The organism is Lysobacter sp. Soil_N_51 (assembly GCF_057655755.1).
Genome location: NZ_JBDGLR010000006.1, coordinates 442488 through 463728, shown reverse-complemented (window position 1 = coordinate 463728; position 21241 = coordinate 442488). Strand labels below are relative to the sequence as shown.

General features: G+C 67.0%; 17 protein-coding genes and 1 pseudogene. 13 read left to right on the top strand and 5 right to left on the bottom strand.

All coding sequences use genetic code 11. From position 1 onward, the window contains the following. Window positions 1-393 precede the first annotated feature (393 nt). From AC3A4T_RS13910 to AC3A4T_RS13850, 13 genes are all read left to right on the top strand, one after another. Entirely contained in the window at window positions 394-849 is a 456-nt protein-coding gene (locus tag AC3A4T_RS13910) for a DUF4087 domain-containing protein (RefSeq protein ID WP_487675919.1), read from the top strand. 52 nt (window positions 850-901) lie between these two features. Beyond that, the gene (locus tag AC3A4T_RS13905; protein ID WP_487675918.1) at window positions 902-2155 is read left to right on the top strand and encodes a mechanosensitive ion channel family protein; all 1254 of its coding nucleotides are present in this window, start codon (window positions 902-904) and stop codon (window positions 2153-2155) included. A gap of 229 nt (window positions 2156-2384) precedes the next feature. After that, window positions 2385-3818, top strand: coding sequence for a hypothetical protein (locus AC3A4T_RS13900; RefSeq protein ID WP_487675917.1), 1434 nt, complete (start codon window positions 2385-2387; stop codon window positions 3816-3818). Between the two features lie 142 nt (window positions 3819-3960). Then, window positions 3961-4341 carry a thioredoxin family protein gene (locus tag AC3A4T_RS13895; protein WP_487675916.1) on the top strand — a complete coding sequence of 127 codons (381 nt, stop codon included), beginning with the start codon at window positions 3961-3963 and terminating at the stop codon, window positions 4339-4341. 200 nt (window positions 4342-4541) lie between these two features. Further along, window positions 4542-5189 (top strand): LysE family translocator, encoded by a 648-nt coding sequence (locus AC3A4T_RS13890; protein WP_487675915.1) that lies wholly within the window; start codon window positions 4542-4544, stop codon window positions 5187-5189. 187 nt (window positions 5190-5376) lie between these two features. Continuing rightward, window positions 5377-6093, top strand: coding sequence for a tellurite resistance TerB family protein (locus AC3A4T_RS13885; protein WP_036110357.1), 717 nt, complete (start codon window positions 5377-5379; stop codon window positions 6091-6093). A 254-nt stretch (window positions 6094-6347) separates the two neighbouring features. Then, a complete protein-coding gene (locus AC3A4T_RS13880) occupies window positions 6348-6875 on the top strand; it encodes a hypothetical protein (protein ID WP_487675914.1) in 528 nt (175 codons plus the stop codon). A 481-nt stretch (window positions 6876-7356) separates the two neighbouring features. After that, on the top strand, window positions 7357-8088 hold the full coding sequence (locus AC3A4T_RS13875) for a hypothetical protein (protein ID WP_487675913.1): 732 nt from the start codon (window positions 7357-7359) through the stop codon (window positions 8086-8088). Then, window positions 8085-8828, top strand: a complete 744-nt coding sequence (locus AC3A4T_RS13870; RefSeq protein ID WP_487675912.1) for a hypothetical protein — start codon at window positions 8085-8087, stop codon at window positions 8826-8828. Before AC3A4T_RS13875 ends, AC3A4T_RS13870 begins: the two co-directional genes overlap by 4 nt. Window positions 8829-8850: 22 nt before the next feature. After that, window positions 8851-9321, top strand: coding sequence for a putative toxin-antitoxin system toxin component, PIN family (locus tag AC3A4T_RS13865; protein ID WP_487675911.1), 471 nt, complete (start codon window positions 8851-8853; stop codon window positions 9319-9321). 31 nt (window positions 9322-9352) lie between these two features. Continuing rightward, the gene (locus AC3A4T_RS13860; protein ID WP_487675910.1) at window positions 9353-10177 is read left to right on the top strand and encodes an AraC family transcriptional regulator; all 825 of its coding nucleotides are present in this window, start codon (window positions 9353-9355) and stop codon (window positions 10175-10177) included. A 206-nt stretch (window positions 10178-10383) separates the two neighbouring features. After that, window positions 10384-11358 carry a DMT family transporter gene (locus tag AC3A4T_RS13855; RefSeq protein ID WP_487675909.1) on the top strand — a complete coding sequence of 325 codons (975 nt, stop codon included), beginning with the start codon at window positions 10384-10386 and terminating at the stop codon, window positions 11356-11358. 290 nt (window positions 11359-11648) lie between these two features. Continuing rightward, window positions 11649-13733, top strand: a complete 2085-nt coding sequence (locus AC3A4T_RS13850) for a TonB-dependent receptor family protein (RefSeq protein ID WP_487675908.1) — start codon at window positions 11649-11651, stop codon at window positions 13731-13733. 331 nt (window positions 13734-14064) lie between these two features. On the opposite strand, the gene AC3A4T_RS13845 is transcribed toward AC3A4T_RS13850, so the two are convergent. From AC3A4T_RS13845 to AC3A4T_RS13825, 5 genes and pseudogenes are all read right to left on the bottom strand, one after another. Continuing rightward, complete coding sequence (locus AC3A4T_RS13845; RefSeq protein ID WP_487675907.1) at window positions 14065-14541, bottom strand: hypothetical protein; 477 nt, start codon at window positions 14539-14541, stop codon at window positions 14065-14067. A gap of 287 nt (window positions 14542-14828) precedes the next feature. After that, window positions 14829-17084 (bottom strand): DUF5916 domain-containing protein, encoded by a 2256-nt coding sequence (locus tag AC3A4T_RS13840; RefSeq protein WP_487675906.1) that lies wholly within the window; start codon window positions 17082-17084, stop codon window positions 14829-14831. A gap of 303 nt (window positions 17085-17387) precedes the next feature. Continuing rightward, window positions 17388-18785 (bottom strand): DUF3734 domain-containing protein, encoded by a 1398-nt coding sequence (locus AC3A4T_RS13835; RefSeq protein ID WP_487675905.1) that lies wholly within the window; start codon window positions 18783-18785, stop codon window positions 17388-17390. Window positions 18786-19377: 592 nt separating this feature from the next. Continuing rightward, window positions 19378-20163, bottom strand: coding sequence for a 3-hydroxybutyrate dehydrogenase (locus tag AC3A4T_RS13830; RefSeq protein WP_487675904.1), 786 nt, complete (start codon window positions 20161-20163; stop codon window positions 19378-19380). 424 nt (window positions 20164-20587) lie between these two features. Further along, window positions 20588-21052 (bottom strand): annotated as a pseudogene (locus AC3A4T_RS13825) (SET domain-containing protein); the annotation flags it as partial. Window positions 21053-21241 lie beyond the last annotated feature (189 nt).

Below are 21241 nucleotides of genomic sequence, written 5' to 3'. Positions count from 1 at the left end.
GGGGCCTGGCGCAAAGCACCGCGCGACGGCGTGAACACAGCTCGTTCGCGCCGTCGTCTGCGCGCAGGCGCGCGCCGTTCGAACCGTCGCAAGGTCCCGTCGTCTTCGAATGCGACTCGCAAAACCTCGATCGGCGGCGCATCCGCGCCGACGCTGTTCGCTCGCATCGCCGCGACGGCGCGCCGGCCTTGAACGCCCACGCACTGACTTAGCGTCGACGTGAGCCCTGCTCGTTCCCGCGCCGTCAGCGCTCACGCTGTCGCCGCCCCGCGAATCCACCGCCGACGGCAACCGTCATCGTCACCATCCAGCCCGGACAATCGCGATGACAGCCCTCACACCGGGCCCCTCGCCTCGTTACCATCCCAGGACATCGACCCGAAGGACACCGCGATGCCGCTCAACCTGATCCGCCGCAGCCCGATCCGCTCCGCCCCGCGCGATCCGCGCAGCGCCCATCGCCGCGCGATCGCCGGCGCTTGCCTGACGCTCTGGTTCGCGGCGTTGCCTGGGGTGGCCTGGGGGAAAACCGCCGCGGGCAAGCCCGCTGTCGAAAACCGCTGCGGTTGGTTCATCAATCCCAGCCCGGCCAATGCCTGGCTGATCGATCGCGACGGCGAATGGACCATCGGCATCCAGGGCGGCGAGCAGGCCGAGGGCGACTGGCCTTCGCGCATCAGCGAACGCGAATGGGTCAACTACGGCAATGCCTCTTACGGCCATGGCTGCGCCTGCATGAAAGTCGAAACCGATCACGAAAACATGCGGATCACGCGCATCGTCTCGGCGCAGGGCAAGCCGCTGGCGCAATGCCGCCGCGATCGCAAGCTCACCGAACCGGGCGAATGATCCGCGCGCGGACCTGTCACCATCCCCCACCGATCCGCTCACGCCCCGACCGATGACCGTCAACGCCAAGCCCTCCCTCGAGACCGACCCCGAACTCGCCGAGATCGTGTCCGATGCCCTGGACGTGGTGTCCAATCCCACCGACCTGATCGTCACCGTGCTGGTGCTGCTCGCCGCGCTGACGATCGCGGTGCTTGTCACGCGCAAGATCAAACTCAAGCTGGGCCATCAGCGCCCGATCCTGCTGATCCTGGTCGAATACCTGTGCATGCCGCTGGTCATGCTGCTGAGCCTCGGCGCAAGCAGCCTGATCGGCGGCAGCTTCGACAATCCGCTGATCGGCCTGGCCGGGACCTTGCTGCTGCTGTTCGTGATCATCCGGGTGATCGGCGCGGTGGTGGAACTGCTGTTCCGCCCGACCATGCTGCTGCGGGTCATGCTGCGACTGGCCACGGTGGTGTCGTGGCTGGCCGTGGTGTTCGCGGTATTCAAGGACCGCAGCGCGCTGATCGCCAAACTCTATTCGGCCAAGCTCAGCTTCGGCGGCATCAACCTGTCCAGCGAGGGCGTGATCCGGGGCCTGGTGGTCGGCGTGGTGATCGCGATCATCGCCTTGTGGGGCGACAAGACCATCACCAACCTGCTGCGCCGCAGCCGCACCCTGCAGCCCAACTTCGTGCTGGCGCTGTCGCGGATCTTCAGCGTGGCGGTGTGGATCACCGCGACCGCGGTGATCTTCTCGATCAGCGGCATCAACCTCACCGCCCTGGCCGCGTTCAGCGGCGCGCTCGGCATCGGCCTGGGCCTGGGCCTGCAGCGGCTCGCGGCGAGTTACATCAGCGGCCTGATCGTGCTGTTCGAACAATCGGTGCGGGTCGGCGACAACATCGCGACCAACAACATCGTCGGCCGGGTCACCCGCATGACCGTGCGCTACACCATGATCCGCACCCGCGACGGCGTCGAGGCCATCGTCCCCAACGACAGCCTGACCAGCAACGTGATCGTCAACCAGTCCTGGTCCGACCGTAACCTGCGCTTGGTATGCGGAGTGCTGGTCAAGGGCGACGTCGATCTCGAACTGGCGCGCAAGCTGTTCGTCGAGGCGATGGCCGCGCAATCGCGCGTGCTGCAACAGCCGCCGCCGCATATGTACATCACCGGCGTCAACGACAAGGGCATCCAGCTCGACGGCCACTTCTGGATCAACGACCCGGAAAACGGCCAGCACAACGTCATTTCCGACACCTACGACGCGGTGCTGGCGGCGTTTCGCAAGCATGCGGTGCAGCTGGTCGCGCAGTGATGCGCGGGCGCGGCCTGCTTGCCTGGTCCGTCGCGACCGGGCGACAACGGCGGTCTCCATGTCTGACGCGATGAACACGGCGCACGGCCTGAGACAGGCGAATGATGCAATGGCATTCGTCGGCTCCAGGCCTGCGGCCGCGGGCGTTGTTTGAGCGCGCCCCGCGCGGTTTGCGCCATCTTGAAAAACCCCGAGCGTGATCAATACCCACTATGGAACGTGCAAGCCCATGAAAAAATCAGCCGTATGCGCGCTGTTGTTGTCAGCCAGTCTCCCGTTCCAATCCGCCCAGGCCGCTGAATTCGTCGACGGCAGCTTCGCTTTCATGACCGCCGAGATGTGCTACACGACCCCGGCGGGCAGCGGTTGCTACCGCAACGATCCCGTGCAGGCGCGCAAAGCCGTCAATGCCCTGGCGGATCTGGGCGTGACCAAGTTCCTGCTGCCGCCCACCGACACCCTCGCCGCCGCCCGCCTTATCGCCGCGCCGATCAAGGAACGCGGCCTGAGCTTCTACACCTACGAAGGTTTCGACTGGTACAGCACCCGCGGCCCGGATGGCGCCACCGATTGCACGAGCTACACCCAAAGACGCATCGATCCGCTGCTCGCGCCGCTGCGCGCCGAGTTCGGCGATACCTACGCCGGCCTGCATTTCGCCGACGAACCCGCGCTGGACGACATCGCCCGTCTGCAGAGGCAGACCGACTGCGTCAAGAGCGATCCGCGCCTGGGCGGCATGAAGATCTTCGTCAACCTGCTTCCGCTGCATGCCAACAACGCATCGTTCAACGGCACCGGACATGGCGGCGCGCTCGCGCCTCACGAGTACGGCGTGGACTGCGCCGCGGGCACCATCTCCCAACCCGCATTGACCACGGCGATGGTCAACCGCTACTCCAACTACGCCCGCGACGCGGTGGACAAGATCCGGCCGGACTACCTCGCGTTCAATCTTTATCCGTTCGTGCCGTCGCTGCAGAATTGCGCGACCGCGCGCGATCTGCTGATGTCGGAAAACATGTCGATCGTTTCCAACATGGCGCGTAGCCGCGGCCGTACGTCGGTGGCGTACATGCAGAACGTGCGCACCGCCGACCCGGCCAATCATCCCGATCCGTTCAATCACGCCAACTTCAACAGCCTGCGCTGGTCGGCGAGCTGGTTCTATGTGTTCGGTGGCGATGGCCTGGCCAATTTCGCCAGCCACACTCACCGCTACAACGGTGGGTTCAACGGTCAGGGCGGCTGGCAGACCAGCATGTTCGACTGGAACAACGACCCCACCGATCTCGCCGGCGACGCGCTGAACCTGCACAGCTACAGCCGTCAGTTCCAGCGCGAACTCAGCGCCTACACCTACCGCGGCTTCGTCGACAACGCGCTGGGCGTGAGCACCGGCGATCTGGTCGGCTGGATTTCCTCCAATCAGGTGCTGGCCGGCGAATACGGCAAATCCACCGACACCCGCGCCCTGGTGGTATTCGCCCGCCGCTTCCCGACCGTCTCCGGCACGGCAACGATCGGGCTCAACCGCTGGTGGACGCAGATCGAGAAGCTCGACCTCTACACCGGCTTGTGGACGACCGTGGGCACCAGCACCAACCGTATCGATGTCTCGCTGAGCACCGATCCGGGCGCGTTGTATCGCCTGACCATGTAAGAGGTCGCGGCATGGGGACGATCATCCATCGCCCCCATGTCGACCCCGTTCGGCGACACCGGCCATCCCCGGCTCGTCCGGCGGCAAAGCTCCAGCGCCTGCATGGGCCGCCACCCAGTCGCCACTGGAGTAGCATGCCCGTGTGACCGAAACCACCCACCCGCGGTTCTTCTGGCAGTTTCCGATGAAGCTGGTGCGCGAAGCGCGCCTGGACGAATTCCTGCCCGACGACGGCCATCTGCGCATCCTGTTCCTGTGGGGCAAGGATTGTCCGAATTGCGACGTCGCCAAGGGCCAGATGCTGCTCGCGCAGGAGCGCTTCAGCTGGCCCGACGTGGAGTGGCTGCACGACAACGTCTACGAAGATCCGGCCATGGGCACGCGTTTCGGCCTGCACGGCATTCCGGCGTTCCTGGTGTTCCGCGGAAGCAAAAAGCTCGGACGGATCGGTCAATGGCCCGGCACCGAGGCGTTCGTGTCGGCGATCGAGAAGATCCAGAGCCAGTCGCCGACTTCGATCTGATCGGTCGGCCCAATAGTTCAACCCGATAGTTCGGTCTGATCGTCCCCCCCGATCGCCGGCCTCGCCCGGCGCCATCCAGACAACCGCCCGGCCTCGCCGCAAACGCGCAACACACCCTCGCACCAAAGCGAGCGCGCGGGACTTGGCGGCTGCCATCGCCGCGGCGCAGACTGCGGTCCTGTCCCTCGCCCGCCGCCGCCATGTTCGACACCGCCACCCTCACCGCCTACCTGATCGCCGCCGCCGTGCTGGTGTTCATTCCCGGCCCCGGCACCGCCTGGATCATCGCCCAGAGCGCCGCGGGCGGGACCGCGCGCGGGGTGCAGGCGGCGTTCGGACTGGAAACGGCGACCTTGATCCACGCGCTCGCGGCCGGGCTCGGGCTGTCGGCCTTGCTGGCGACCTCGGCGCTGGCCTTCGAAGTGCTCAAGTACGCCGGCGCGGCGTATCTGATCTGGCTCGGGATCAAGGCATGGCGCGCCCCGCCGGCGCCGGTCGAGGCGACTGCCGAGTCGCTCGCCGCGGACGGGCCGGCCGCGCGCGTATCGGCCCGCCATGTCTATCTGCGTTCGGTCGTGACCGGCGTGCTCAATCCCAAGGTCGCCTTGTTCTTCCTGGCCTTCCTGCCGCAGTTCGTGCATCCCGAGCGCGGCATGGTGTGGTTGCAGTTCCTGGTGCTCGGCGCGTTGCTGTCGATGATCGGCATGCTCAACAGCCTGATTCTGAGCTTCGCGGTCGGCCGCTTCGGCCGGCGTTTCGCCGCCGGCGGCGGTCGCTGGAAGGAACGCCTGACCGGCAGCGTGTTCATCGCCCTGGGTCTGCGTCTTGCGGTGCAACAACGCGGCTAAGGGCCGCACCGTGTCGCTCGATTTCATAGCGCATCGCGGCGAGTCGCATTACGCCAGCTTGAATCGCGGATGTACGTCGTCGCCGTCGCGAGGCGGCTCCGGCCGTGCCCGCCTTGAAGGCCGGCGTCGCGGCCCATAGGTCGTTTGATCACGACTTCGATCACGACCTCGCTACGGAGCGACCCGCATGAAGACTCATGGCTTTCTCGACCAGTTGTTGAAGACCGCGCAGAACAGCCTCGGCGCGGGCGGCCTCGACGGCCTGCTCGGCGGCGGCAAGCCGCCGGTGCGTTACCAAGGAGACGAGAAGAAAGAGGAAAAGCGCGGCCTGCTCAATGCCGATTTCGGCAAGGGCGCGCTGACCGGCGGCGCCCTCGGCCTGCTGCTGGGCAACAAGAAACTGCGCAAGCACGCCGGCAAGATCGCCTTGTACGGCGGCGTCGCCGCGGTCGGCGTGCTGGCCTACAAGGCCTATGGCGATTACCGCCGTCAGCAGGGCGACAGCGCGGCCGAGCCGCAGACCGTCGACCGCCTGCCGCCGCCGCAGGCCGAACTGCACAGTCAGGCCATTCTCAAGGCGCTGGTCGCCGCGTCCAAGGCCGACGGCCATATCGATGCGCGCGAACGCGAAGTGATCGAGGGCGAATTCACCCGCATCGACGGCGACCCGGAACTGCGCCGCTGGCTGCACGACGAACTGGAAAAGCCGCTGGACCCGGCCGAAGTCGCGCGCGCCGCGACCACCCCGGAAATCGGCGCGGAAATGTACCTGGCCAGCCTGCTCGCGACCGACGATCAGACCTACATGGAGCGCGCATATCTGGACGAACTGGCGCGTCAGCTCAAGATCGACGACGCCTTGAAGGCGCGTCTGGAACAGCAGTTGCGCGACGCGCAGGCCTGACCGGCGCCAACGTCACGCGGTTGCATGCGTCCGCGCCGCGGGCGGGCGCATGCGATCGCATCGCGATCCGCGAGCGGTCCGCGACCAGCATCGTCAGCGCCGCCCCGGCGGCGATCGCCGCATCCGCGAGCGCTTTTGCGACGCCGCATCCGCTTTATGCCGCGCCGCGCCGTCGCGGCTTCCTACACCCCGCCCGCAAACGCTAGCATCGCCCGTGGCTGTAATCGTGCAGCCGCGTTGAATGGACTTCGCCGATGCGCCTGCTGATTCCCGCCCTGCTCGCACTGAGCTTCGTCGGCTGCTCCTGCCAACGCCAACCCGACCCGGACGCCGCGGTGACGCCGCCCGCGGCGCAAGCGCCCGACGACGCGCAGACGCGCGCGCAGGCGGCCGCCGCGCAACGCGCCCAGGCGCAAAGCCAGCAACGTCTGGAGGCGATGACCGATGCGGTCGACGAACTGCACCAATACCTGCAGAAACTCGGCAGCGGCAAACGCGAGGAAGCCGACAAGCACTGGGCCTACCAGCGGTTGCCGCGCGGCAACGAAGAAGCCGACCTGCGCGCGCTCGACAACCTGCGCGCGATCCGCATCGAAAACGACGCACCCAAGCAGATCGATCAGGAACCCCAGCCCGAACTGCTGGAAATTCCGGTCGACCTGCGGGTGAGCCTGCAGGACGGCGAGAACCGTCGCTACAAGGGCTGGTATCGGATGAAGCGCAATCCGGTGGATCGGCGCTGGGAGTTGATCGGGGTGTCGATCGCGGTGGTGTTGCGCTGAGTTTTGCGCGGGGCGGTGCGGCGCATGAAAGCGCGGAGCCAAAGCGAATCCCCCCTGCCCCCCTTTTCCAAAGGGGGGAAAAGCAACTGCAGAAAAAATTAGATCGATGTTAGCGGCAAGATCCGATTCGCCGGTGCGATTCCCTCGTGCGATTCGTCGCCGCAGCGCCCGCTCTTGCTGTTCCCCCCTTTGGAAAAGGGGGGCAGGGGGGATTCGCTTTTGCTTTGCTGTTGTCTTTACCGGCACCGCGCAAACCCATCCCCAAACCGAAAGAACCGCCTTCGCAGCCCACAGCGAGAAAATAAAGCCGCACACGCCCCCAAGTCAGCCCCCATCCAGCAAGCTGAGCCGCCCCCGCCCAGCAACTTCCGGCACGTCGCCGACATCGCGGTTACGCCTATACACTCGCTCGATCGCGCGCCGGCTTGATCGAAAGACCTGATCGAAACCGACCGCGCACCCAACCGCCTCGGACTCCGCCATGCGCCCGTCTCGCTCCTTGATCGCCCTGATCGCCGCCCTGACCTGTCCGCTGTGGCTGGTGACCGGCTGTAAGGACAAAGGCACCGCCGCGGACGGCGGCACCGAAGGCGCGGCCGGCGAATCCCTGCCGACGCCCGAAGGTGCGAACCGCGGCGGCGTGACCGGCATGCCCGACCGGCCCGGCCCCGGCCAGATCGGCCTGCCCGTGGTCGACCCGAACGCGCCGCCGGCGCTGGACGAAAACGGCAACCCGCTGCCACCGGTCGAACCCACCGCCCCGGCCGCACTACCCGTCGACGGCACCCTGCCGATCGCCGCGCCGGTCGATCCCATCACCCCGCCCGCCACGCCCGCCGAACCCAGCGCCGAAGACGCGGTCGCCGTGATCCGCGATTACTACGCCGCGATCAACGGCAAGAATTTCGAACGCGCCTACGCGCTGTGGTCCGACGGCGGCCGCGCCAGCGGCCAGACTCCGCAGCAGTTCGCCGACGGGTTCGCCGAAACCGTCGGCGTTTCGGTCGAAGTGATGCCGCCCGGCCGCGTCGATGCCGGCGCCGGCCAGCGCTATGTCGAAGTGCCGGTCGCGATCGCCTCGACCCAGCGCGACGGCAGCCAGCACAAGTACGTCGGCGCCTACACCCTGCGCCGCGCGGTGGTCGACGGCGCCAGCGACGCGCAACGCGCGTGGCGGATCGGCAGCGCCGACATCCGCGAAGTGAAGCCGTGAACCTCGCCGCGTCGCGCGTAGCGATCGCGCTGAGCCTGTGCGTGCTGCTGAGCGCCTGCGAGCGTCAGGCCGCAACGCCGCAACCCGCGCCTGTCGCCAAGCCCACGCCAGCGCCCGCGGTGCCCGCACCAGCCGCACCCACGATCACCGCCGAACCCGCGGTCGAAGCGGTGACCGAGTACGTCCTGCCCGGCGCGCTCGCACCCGACGTCGGGCCCGAACGGCTGAAGCAATTGTTCGGCGCGGCCAATGTCCGCATCGACGATCATCTGCCCGGCCCGGAAGGCGAAGACTTCCGCGGCGTGATCCTGTTCGCCGACGACCCCGCTCGCCGCGCCGAATTGCACTACCAGGACGAGCAACAACTGCGCGGCCTGACCTTCGTAAGCGTGCGCGAAGCGGACACGCGCTGGCGTCTCGACAACGGCATCGTCATGGGCATGCGCCTGAGCGAACTGGTACGGCTCAACGGCAAACCGATCCGCTTCAGCGGCATGGGCTGGGATTACGGCGGCACCATCACCGACTGGAACGGCGGCAAGCTCGCCAGCCGCGACGGCGACCCGGTGATGCGCGGCGCACGCCTGGGGCTCGTACCTGGCGGCCCGTCCACGCAAGCCGACGCGGTGCCGTCCAGCGACGCCGACTACGCCAGCGACGATCCCAAATTCCCCAAGCAGGGCGAGTTGCTGCGGGTCGAAGAACTCAGCGTGTCGTTTCCGGGCGAGGACGATCTTTGAACCTCGCCACGATCGTCCGCGCATGAGCGCGCATCCGCCGCGCATCGTCCTCGACAGCAACGTCTGCCTGGACCTGTTCGCATTCCAGGCGCCGGATCTCGCGCCCTTGCTCGACGCGCTGCGCAGCGGCGCGATCGAAGCGGTCACCGACGCCGAATGCCGCGCCGAATGGCAGCGCGTGCTGACCTATCCGCAATTGAAACTCGAACCGGCCGCGCGCGAACGCAGCCTGCTCGACTACGACCGCTGGCTGCATGTGCTGCAGCACGACGCCGATGCGCAGACCGTCGCCCTGCCCCGCTGCGCCGATCCGGACGACCAGAAATTCCTCGAACTGGCGCTGGCGGCGAACGCGCGCTGGTTGCTCACGCGCGACCACGCGTTGCTGGTGCTCGGCCGCCGCACCGCGCGCGCCGGGCTGTTCGAGATCCTGACCGCGCGCGCCTGGGTCGCCCTGCGGCAATTGCGCGACGACGACGCCACGCCCGCCTGAAGCCCGCGCGGACGCATGCCATACTCGGCGCATGCAAGGCGTCCCCGCCCAATTCGTCGATGCTTTTGACGCGGCCGAATTCCGCCAGCCGGCGCATCGTCGCGGCATCGAGCTGTACCGCGCGCACATCGTCCGCCATGCCTTCGAACCGCACACCCACGAGGCCTACGGCCTAGGCGCGATCGAGTCCGGGGTCGAACGCTTCCGTTATCGCGGCAGCGATCATCTCGCTCCGCCCGACTCGCTGGTGCTGATGAACCCCGACGTGCTGCACACCGGCCGCGCCGAAACCGAAGGCGGCTGGCGTTACCGGATGATCTACGTCGACCCCGATGTGGCCGACGAGATCACCGGCGAAACCGGCTGGTGGTTCGATCAGGCCGTGCAGCACGATCCGCTGCGCGCGCGCCGCATCACCGCGCGCCTGGACAGCTTGTGGCGGGCGCGCGAACCGCTGGATTTCGACAGTCAATTGCATGCGCTGCTCGGTGAATTCCGCGATCACGCGCGCATCCCGCGGCGCTTGCGCGACGAACCGGCACATCGCTTCGACCGCGTGGTCGACTACCTGCGCGCGCATCTGGCCGAGCGCATCACCCTGGACGAACTCGCCGTGATCGCCGGCCTGAGTCCGTTCCATTTCCTGCGCCGGTTCCGCGCGCAGTATCACGTCACTCCGCAGCAGATGCTGATGGCGTTGCGTCTGTATCAGGCCAAGCGTCTGCTCGCCGCGGGCGCCGCGCCGGCCGGCATTGCCGCCGACACCGGCCTGAGCGATCAGGCGCATCTGACCCGTGCGTTCGTGCGGCGCTATGGCATCACCCCGGCGCGGTATCAGAAGCAGGTTCGCGGCTGAGGGTTGGCGGCGGCGTTGGCGTTGTGACGCGGTCGCGGCTTACGCCGCTCCTACAGGGGCCGACATGCCTCCGAAGCCCCTGTAGGAGCGGCGCAAGCCGCGACCACGCCACCTCACACCCGACGCCAAACCACCGAACCCGCGCGCCCCGCCAAAACCGCAATCTGCTACAAGACCCCGCCATCGCCACCCGCCACACTGCGCGCATGCTGCTAGGAACCCTCTACGCCCTGCTCGCCGGCCTGATCTGGGGCCTGGTCTTCATCGGTCCGCTGCTGTTGCCCGAATACCCGGCCGCGCTGCAATCGGTCGGGCGCTACCTCGCCTTCGGCCTGATCGCACTGCCGCTGGCCTGGCTGGACCGCGGTGCGTTGCGTCAGCTCACCCGCGCCGACTGGATCGAAGCACTGAAGCTGTCGGCGATCGGCAACCTGCTCTATTACCTGTGCCTGGCCAGCGCGATCCAGCGCGCCGGCGGCCCGTTGCCGACCATGATCATCGGCACCTTGCCGGTGGTGATCGCGATCAGCGCCAACCTGCGCGACAGCAAACGCGACGGCCGCCTGCCATGGCGGCGGCTGGCGCCGTCGCTGCTGCTGATCGCGCTGGGCATCGCCTGCGTCAATCAGGTCGAACTCGAGGCATTGCGCGCCGACGCCAATGCCGACCTTAGCCGTTACGCAGTCGGCGCACTGCTCGCGCTCGGCGGCGTCGCCTGCTGGACCTGGTACCCGCTGCGCAACGCCGACTGGCTGCGCGCGCATCCCGGCCGCAACCCGCGCACCTGGGCCACCGCGCAGGGCGTGGCGATCCTGCCGCTGGCCTTGCTCGGCTACATCGCGCTGTGGCTGTACATGAGCGCGAGCGGCGCATCGTTCGCGATGCCGTTCGGGCCGCGCCCGGCGTTCTTCATCGGTTTGATGGCGACGATCGGCTTGTTCGCCTCATGGGTCGGCACCCTGTGCTGGAATCAGGCGAGCCAGCGCTTGCCCACCGCCTTGGCCGGGCAACTGATCGTGTTCGAAACCCTGGCGGCGTTGAGTTACACCTTCATCCTGCGCGGCCAGGCGCCGAAGCCGTTGACCCTGATCGGGGTCGGCTTGTTGATCGCGGGCGTGATCTGGGCGCTGCGGGTCAAGCCGGTGCATGCGCATGTGGCATCGGTAGGCGATGCGGCGTGAGTGATCGGAAAGATCGATGATGGTTGGGTCTTGAACGGCTAGTCGTCGCCGTATTGGTGTCGGCTTCGTTTGCGTACGTCGTGCATTGCGAATGCGTGATCGCGGTTCGTGAGCCGCTACTTCGATCGGAGCACGAACACCGTCGCGCAGCATCCGCAACCACTGCAAACGTCAAAGCGACGCGCCGACGGCCATCACGCGTCGTCATGCACGAGTGCGGCGATATGCCGCACTCGTGCGAGAAAAACGCCGCCTAAGCTTGCCGGCTTTCAGCCTGCGATCACTCCGTCATGCGCATCGTCACACTTCGTATCGCCGCGCTCGCATTGGCGACCGCCGTCGCCTTCGATGCGGCCGCCTTCGACGGCGCCGCGCAGTCCGATGCGGCGCCAACGCCCGACGACGCCTCCGCCAAAACCCTCGGTACGGTCCGCGTCCTCGGCCGCTACGCGCGAGGCCGCGCGGTCGACAGCCCCGAGGCCGCGCGCACGCGCCTGGACCAGCGCGCCGGCGCGACCGCGCTGGTCGACGGCGAGTCGTATCGCGACGGCCGCGTCAGCACCCTGACCGATGCATTGGGCTACGCGCCCGGCGTGTTCGTGCAACCGCGCTTCGGCACCGAGGAAGCGCGCCTGTCGATCCGCGGCTCGGGCCTGCAACGCACCTTCCACGGCCGCGGCCTGGAACTGCTGCAGGACGGCAGCCCGCTCAACCTAGCCGACGGCGGTTTCGATTTTCAGGCGGTCGAACCGCTGGCGACACGCTACATCGAGGTCTACCGCGGCGCCAATGCGCTGGAATTCGGCGCGGCGACACTCGGCGGCGCGATCAACTTCGTTTCGCCGACCGGTTACGACGCCGCGCCCGTGACCGTGCGCGCCGAGGCCGGCGCATTCGGCTATCGCCGCGGCCAGATCGCGCTCGCCGGCGTGCGCGGCGAGGCCGACGGCTATCTGAGCCTGAGCGGCATCAATCAAACCGGTTATCGCGATCACGCCGAACAGGAAAATTACCGCTTGTTCGCCAACGCCGGCTATCGCTTCAGCGACACGCTCGACGCACGCGTCTACCTGACCCATGTCGATACGCGCTCGGCCCTGCCCGGCAATCTGACCCTCGACGAATCGCGCCGCGATCCGCGCTTGGCCGCACCGGGCAACCTCGCCCTGAACCAGCGCCGCGATTACCGTCTCGACCGCATCGCCGGCAAGCTGGCCTGGGCCGCGTCCGAACGCAGCACTCTGACCGTTTCGGCCTATTACGCCGACAAGTCGCTGCATCATCCGATTTTCCAGGTGTTGCAGCAGGACAGTTCCGATGTCGGTATCGATCTGCACTGGCGCCACGAGTCGCAATGGCGGGGCCTGCGCAATGTGCTGATCGCCGGCGCCGCCTTCGCCCAGGGCGACATCGACGACGACCGTTACTTCAACATCGCCGGCCGCGTCGGCGCGCGCAGCAACCGCTTCGATCAACACGCACGCAATCGCAAACTCTATCTGGAGAACCAGGCCTGGCTCGCGCCGCAATGGGTGCTGTCGCTCGGCGCGCAGGCGCTCGACGCCGACCGTCGCTCGCGCGACCGCTTCATCACCGGCGGCCGCGACGAGAGTTTCGCCGCCGACTATTCCGGCATCAGCCCCAAGTTCGGCCTGCGCTACGTCATCGACGAGCATGCCCAGCTCTACGCCAACCTCAGCCGCAGCCTGGAACCGCCGAGCTTCGGCGAACTCAGCGGCGGCCCGGGCATTACCCCGGTTGACAAGCAACGCGCGGACAGTGGCGAGATCGGCCTTCGCCTCAATCGCGACACGATGTCGCTGGACCTGGCCGTGTACCGCGCGCGAGTCCGCGGCGAACTGCTTTCGCTCAGCGACGGCAACGGCAACCCGCTGGGCACCGTCAACGCCGATCGCACCGTGCATCAGGGCATCGAACTCGGCCTGGGCTGGACGCCCGCGGCGCAGTGGACCGTGTCGGCCAACTACCTCTACAACGACTTCCGTTTCGACGGCGACCGCGTCTACGGCGACAACGACTTGGCCGGCGTGCCGCCGCAACAACTGCGCGCCGAACTGCGCTGGTCGCCGGGCGAGTATCTGTACCTTGCGCCGAGCATGGAATGGACCCCGCAGTCGTACTACATCGACCACGCCAACAGCTTCAAGGCGCCGGGTTACACCATCGCCGGCTTGCGCGTCGGCGGAAAGCTCGCCAAGCAATGGTCGTGGTTCGCCGATGCGCGCAACCTCGGCGACCGCAAGTGGATCGCCAGCACCAACGTGATCGCCGATGCGCGCGGGTTGGACGGATGCAATTTCCTGCCGGGCGATGGGCGGGCAGTGTATTTCGGGGTGCAGTGGCGGAAGGATTGATGTCCGTTCGCTTATGAGCCGTCGAATTCGTGCGGCCGCTCGGTGCTTTGGTCGGCAGCGTCGTCGATGCGGTGTCGCGGTCGCGGCTTACGCCGCTCCTACAGGGGCTTGCGTGAAGCTTCGTACGCTACCTGTAGGAGCGGCGCGAGCCGCGACCGCGACACCACGAACAACGGCGCAAGCTTGCGCAAGAGAATTTCTCCACGCCCAACGCAACAAAGCACCGTCCTGCATCGACCCATCCGGAAGCAGAGCCCGCCTCCCGGACCGATACGCCAACTCACCGGAACCCGAAACACCCGCCGACCCAACGGCCGGCGGGCACCCCGAGTCAGTTCCAGCAACTGCTGGGTTGATCGATCACCGTCACCCAGAAGCGCGTCGTGGCGTCGATGTTGCCGTAGGCCCGCCAACTCCAGCCGCCGTCGCCGTCGTGGTGCGTGGCCAGGCGATAGCCCGGTCCGAACTCGGCGCGGCAGAACGCATCGGCCTGAGCGCGGGTGGCGAACGAATCGCCGCGCACCGCGCGGCTCAGCGCGATGTTGCCCTTGGCCCAGCCGTTGTAATAGTCGGTCGGCACCGGCGCGGGCGAACCGTCCTGCTTCAGACACAGCACCGGCAGGCGCACCGAACACTCGGTGTCACCCTGGTAGGCGTCGCACTCGGGACTGAAGCAGCCCACGTGGTCGACGCCGTTGACGTGACCGGCCTTGCGCCAGGTCACGCCCTTGCCGCCGGCGGCGACCGCGGAGAATGCCACCATGATCAGGGCCGCGGCCGTGGCGATACGGATTGCGCGAACATCCATTGCTTGCTCCTTGTCGGAAGATTCGAAAAGGCGCGCCTCGCGCAACGTCCGCCGTGCAACCACGGCCTGCCCGCAGCAGCGATGCGCGCCGGCACGTCGGGGGATGGCGTGCCGGCGCGATCTCTATCATCCCGAGCGCGCCGTAACCGGTATTCCTAAGCCCTTTGGCCCGCGCGCGCGCACGCTCAGGCAACCGGTCACACGCGGCGCAAGCGCTCGCCGTTAAAACGCGGCGACGGCGGCAACTTGGTACTGCAACCCAGGTCGTTGTACGCGCCGGACCGCGATCAAATCTCGAATCGGTACGACAGCTTGACCAGCAACTGCTCGCTGTCGCGCAGATCGAACGCATCGCGGAACTGGCGACCGACGCCGTCGTGCCGCATGCCTTCCTCGAACATCTCGCCGCCGCGCACGTAGGCCACGTACAGGTACGACAGCGGCGCCAGTTCGTAGCGGTAGCGCACCTGGAAACCGAGATTGCGCACGTTGAAATCCGGAACTTCTTCAGCCACCGCCAGCGCGCGGCCGTCGCTGCCGACCCGATAGGCCTGACGCATGCGCGCATCCACGCCGATGGTTTCCAGCCGCAAGCGCAGCTCCTGCTTGCTGTCGATGAACCACTGCAGGCCGGCGTTGAGCGACAGAAAATCGGCCCGGAAGCTGGCGACGCGATTATCCTGCCGCCACAGCAGCCAGTCGGGGTTGTGGCTGTACTCGACCCCGGCGAACAGCAGCATGCGATCGCTGAACTGGTAGTTCGGCTCCAGGTACAGGCTCAGTTCGCCCTCGTCCAGCCCGCCCAGCCCCCCGGCGCTGTAGCCGGCCTCGGTGTACAGCGACCACGGGTTGTCGCCCTGGCGCGGACGCAATCTTTCGTAGGTCATGAACAACTTCGCCGGCACCCGCAGCACGCCGTGGCCGCGGGTGATCAGATCGTCGTGACCGCTGCCCCACAGCGCCGCTTCGATAAATTCGCGGCCGCCATTGCGCAGATCGCTGCGGCGGTTGATCGCGAACGCATCGGCGATATGCACGCCGTCGTCGGTATAGCGACGCGACACCGCGTAATGCCAGTCGTGGCCCGAGTACGCCGAATCGGCCGGCAGGTCGGTGACGCGCCGGCCCAGGTCGTAGCGCATGTAGTTGAAGTTGTTGCGCTCCAGATAGCCGAAATCGTTGAGCATCAGGTCCTTGCCCAGATGCAGGCCGTACAGCTGCTGACGCCAGCCCTTGCCCATGTCGTAATCGATGCGGACCTGCCCGCCGCTGTCGCGGAAACTGCGCCCGGCCTGCTCGACATCGGAGGCGACCACCGCGCCGCGGATCGACCATTGCGGGTTCGGCGTCCAGCGCTGATCGAATTCGTAGACGTTGGCCTGGCGATCCAGAAACGGCCGGTCGACCTGGGTCACCATCGCGCCGAGCCCGAAACGGGCGAAATCGCGGGTGACGCGCGCGGCGTAGAAATCGCGGCCGACCTCGTCGCCCTCGCTGGCGGCGAACAGCCCGTAATTGAAGCCGGCCGCGCTGCCGTTGAGCTTGAGCGCCGCGGTCACATCGCCCGAACCGTCGCCGTCGTCGCGGCCGCCGCCGACGCGGCGGGTGTAGATCAGGCGGCTGTTGCTGCTGTACGAACCGAACGGCACGTCGAAGAAGCTCTGGTTCTCGGTGAAGAACGGCCGCTTGTCGCTGAAGAAGGTTTCGGTGGCGCTGAAGTTGACGGTCAGTTCGTCGCTTTCGACCTGGCCGAAATCCGGATTTACGGTCGCGCTGAGCTGGAACTTGCCGCTGGGTTTCCAGAACAGGTCCAGGCCGCCGTCGAAATCGCCCTGGTGCTTGACCGCGTCCTGCACGCCGACCACGTACGGCGTGATCGCCAGCAGGGTCTGGCCGTAGGCCGGCATCTGCACGCGATTGAACGCCGACAGATAACGCGCCTGGGTGTAGTGCACCGCCGGCCACGAGGTGCGTTCGCCGGTCGAGGCGATCACCCGGTCGAGCTGGATGCCGAGCGTGCGGTTGCCGCCGTCGGCCTTGCGCATCGGCGCGATATGCCAGGGGATCAGCATCTCCGCCGACCAACCCTCGTCGTCTTCGCTGGTGGCGTGGCGCCAGTCGCCGTCCCAGTCGTTGTTGAACTGGTTTTCGCTGGTGATGGTGGCGTCGGTGATGCTGTTGGCCAGGGTCACGGTGAAGTTGTAGCCCATGCGGCCGTCGCCATCGAAGTCGACGTACAGATTGACCCGGTCGACCGTGCCGTCGCCGTCGCGCTCGGTGTGCTGACGCAGCCGCTGCACCCCGGCCGGCTGCACGTTGCGGAACGCGATCGCCAGGCCCTCCGGCGTGGCCATCATCCAGGCCTGGGTCGGCTGCGACGCGGCTTCGCGCGACAGCGGCTGGGTCAGGCGGAAATCCTCGATGTGCTGGGCCTGGCTCCACTCCTGCGGATCGATGCGGCCGTCGATCTCCAGCGCCTGCGCGCACGGCGCGGCCAATACGGCGCAGGCCGCCGACAACGAAACGAACAGTGGATTGCGCATGCTGCGACCCCGAGCCGGTGAACCGACCCGCGACGCACCCCCGTCGCGGGTTCGAGTCGCGGCATACGGCACCGCGACGCCGCGCAGACTAGCCGCGTGACGAGCGTTGGCTAAATGGCGTAAGTCATGGCAACCATCGGGCGTTCATGTGCATCTCAGCGCCATGGGCCATTGGTTCAGGTTGCGGCGTAGTCGCGGCGTGACAACCATCAGCGGCAGTGACTGACTTCGTGCGCTCGTCGGTGGGCCGAATCAGCGCACGCTGTCATCGGGCCGTTACATATCCGGATGCAATCGCTCCGCTCAAGGCGCCGTGGCATCGTGCGCGACGAACGCCGATTCGCCGTGCGGCAGTTGCAACCACTCCGGATGGCTCAGCGCGCGCGCGATATCGCTCTGCCCCGACAGCCAATGCTCGCGCATCGCCACCCGGCCGAACTGATAGTCCTTGAAGTGGCCGATCCGCGCGCGGTCGCGATAGATCAGATGGACCACGCTGTAGCGGCGGTCGCAGGCCAGTTCGGCCGCGTGCTGCGCCCAGGGATTGGTCTTGCGCACGGCCTCGGGGATTTCTTCCAGCAATTCACGCAGCAGCCGCCGGTAATGCTGGAACACCCGCTGGGTGTCGGTGATCAGGCGGGTGCGGCTGGAATACTGGATTTCCTTCTGCCGCTCGGCCACGTCCAGCAGGTTCTGCGGCAGATCGCCGTGCGCATTCCACAGGTCGACCTGGAACACCAGGGTGTCGCGGCGCGGTGTCGCGGTCAGCACCTGCGACAGCGGCGTGTTGGACACCAGGCCGCCGTCCCAGTAGAACTCGCCGTCGATCTCGACCGCCGGAAACGCCGGCGGCAGCGCGCCCGAGGCGAGGATATGCCGTGCGTCCAAGCGCATCTGGGTGTTGTCGAAATACTCCAGGTTGCCGGTGCGCACATTGACCGCGCCGACGCTGACCCGGATGCCGCCGTCGTTGAGCCGATCGAAATCGACCATGCGCTCGAGCGTGGCGATCATCGGCGAGGTGTCGTAGAAACTCGCCGCCGCCGGCCCCGGCGGCGCGCCGAACAGCGCCATCGGGTCCTGGCCGAGCCAACTGCGCGGCTGGTAGAAGCCCTGCTGGCCTTCGACGATCGCGCGCCAGGCTTCCCAGGTGTCGAGCCAGGCGCGGCTGTCGGCGTCGATGTCGGCGAAGCGCGCTTCCTGGCCGAAGGTGGTCGACGGCAACAGATAAGGACGCGAGATCGTGTCCCAGAATTCGCGCAACGCCTCCATCCGCCGCTGCGGCGGATTGCCGGCGATGATCGCGGTGTTGAACGCGCCGATCGAAATGCCGGCGATCCAGTTCGGCGCGATGCCGGCTTCGAACAGGCCCTGGTAGACCCCGGCCTGGTATGCGCCGAGCGCGCCGCCGCCTTGCAGGACCAGAGCTATGTTGTCGGGCAGGACGGGGGCGGTGTCGCGGGTGTGAGTCCGGCGCGCGCCGTCGCTGCGACGCGGATCGGCGTTGCCATCGGCGCGACCGTCATCGGCGCGCTTGGTCGCGCGCGACGTCGCCGCCTTGTCGGGCGCGCGCTTTTGCTCGGTGTTTCGATTTCGACCCTGTGCTGCGTTGACGGCTTCGACGGCCGCGGCTGGCGCGTCAGCCGGATCGATGAACGCCGCTCGCTGGGTGGTGCGCTTGCTCCCTGCTTGCTTAACCACGCGGTTGCCCGCCGTTTGCCTGGCGACTTGTTTGCGTGCCGTAGGCGTGGCCGCCGCCCGGGCTGTATTCGCGGACTTGGGCGGCTCTTTTTGCGCCGGTGCCTTGGCAGGCGGCTCTTTTTTCGCCGGGCTAGCCGGCTTGGGGTCGCGTTTGGCCGGCTCGCGACGCGCCGGCTCGCGCTTGGCCGGCTCGGAGTCGCTGGCGCGCTTCGCGCTGCCGGAAGGAGCGGCGTTGCGCCGGGTCGGAGTGCGCGTGGTTGCCATGCTGACCGCCTTTTGCTGTGGGCTGCGAGGTACTGCTTTCAAACTGCGGATTAGTTGTTTGCTCGTCATCCCCGCGAAGGCGGGGATCCAGAAACTTCAGCACGAACTATCAACACCGTCTTTCCCTCGACTCTCTCATCACCGTCATTCCCGCGAACGCGGGAATCCAGCGACTTTCTCGCCAATGGGAATCGTCGTGACTGGCAGAGCGAAAGCCACTGGATTCCCGCGTTCGCGGGAATGACGAGCACAGGCGGCCTGACATTTCTCACCCGCGGAAATGACGAGAAAAGCAACCGCCGCGATCAAATCGTCGGCGTAAGCCGCCTCACTGCATATACCACCCATGACTCACCACAAAACTCTGCCCCGTCAACGCCGCGCTCGGGAACTCGGCCAGGAAGCGCACCGTCTGCGCGACATCCTCGACCGTGGTGAACACGCCGTCGACGGTGTTGCCGAGCATGACCTTCTTGATCACCTCGTCCTCGCTGATGCCCAGTTCCTTCGCCTGCTCGGGAATCTGCTTGTCGACCAGCGGCGTGCGCACGAAGCCCGGGCAGACCACGTGGCTGCGCACATTGTGCTTGGCGCCTTCCTTCGCCAGCACCCGCGACAGTCCCAGCAGGCCGTGCTTGGCGGTGACGTAAGCCGATTTCAGCGGCGAGGCCTCGTGCGAATGCACCGAGCCCATGTAGATCACCGTGCCGCCCTTGTCGCCCTTGTACATATGCGGCAACGCCGCCTTGGTGGTCAGGAACGCGCCGTCGAGGTGGATCGCGAGCATCTTCTTCCAGTCGGCGAAGGCGTAGTTCTCGATCGGGTTGACGATCTGGATGCCGGCGTTGGACACCAGGATGTCGATGCCGCCGAGCTCGGCGACCACTCGCTCGATGCCGGCGTTGACCGCGGCTTCGTCGGTGACGTCCATCGCCACGCCGATGGCGCGGCCGCCGTTAGCGACGATTTCGTCGGCCACCGCCTGGGCGCCGGCCTTGTTGAGGTCGGCGATCGCGATCGCGGCGCCGGCGCGGGCCAGCTCGTGGGCGATTTCCTTGCCGATGCCGCTGGCGGCTCCGGTGACGACGGCGACTTTGCCTTGGATCGAGCTCATGCGGGGAACTCCTGGGATGCGATGCGGAAGGACAGACGGGAAGAAAACGTGGCCCATGCGGGCGAACCGGCGGCCATTGTCGCCGCCCGGTGTTATCGCAGCGTGGCGGCGGATGCATCGCAGTGTCCCGTTGCGGGACGCGGGTGAGCTATCGGACTTTCGTACGCGGTCAATGATTGACCGGCCACGCCCGCTCTTGCATGTGCTCCCTCTCCCGCCCAGCGGGAGAGGGCTGGGGTGAGGGCCCGAGCGCTCAAGGCGGCTTCACGCCAGCCTGCCGCCCGCCCTCATCCGGCCCTTCGGGCCACCTTCTCCCGCGCCGCGGGAGAAGGGACGTTCGCGCCCCTCAATCCTTCTTCTTGCCCTTCTTATCCTTCTTCTTTTTCTTGTCTTTCTTCTTGTCTTTCTTCTTGGACTTCTTGTCCTTCTTGGGCTGCAGCATCGTGCCGGTGCAATTTTCCGAGCCGCAGCGGCATTCCCAGATCTTCTTGAGTTCCTTGGTGTGCTTCTCGGCCAGGGTGATGCCGTAGTTGTACGACAGCTCCTCGCCCGCGGCGATGTCGCGGATCGCCTCGATGAACACCCGGTCCTTGCGGCGGTCGTCGCCGTCGTCCTCTTCCAGCACCGCTTCGCAGCTCGGCGAGCAGCTGTGGTTGATCCAGCGCGCCGAATTGCCTTCGTAATTGGCGTCGATCACGAACTCGTCGTTGAGCGTGAACAGGAAGGTGTGGCCCGAATCGGCGTCGCCGGTGTCGCCGGCATCGACCTCTTCGTGGCTGCGGCGGCGGCCCTTGTACTCGATGACGCGTTCGCCCTTGGCGATCGGGGCGACGGCGAATACACCGTTGCCGTGGATGGCGGAACGACGGGCGGCGATCTTGCGCGGCATGGGGATTCCCAACAATGACGAACGCGCATTCTGACCTGCCGCGCCGGTCGCCGCTATCGGCAGCCGTCGCCTTTCTTCCGCGACCTGCTTCGATCGCCCGCCCATCGTCCGGCCACGACGGTCCGCAACGGCGTATCCACCGCGGTCCCCGCCTGGACCACTGAACACCCCGCTGAATTGGGCAAAATC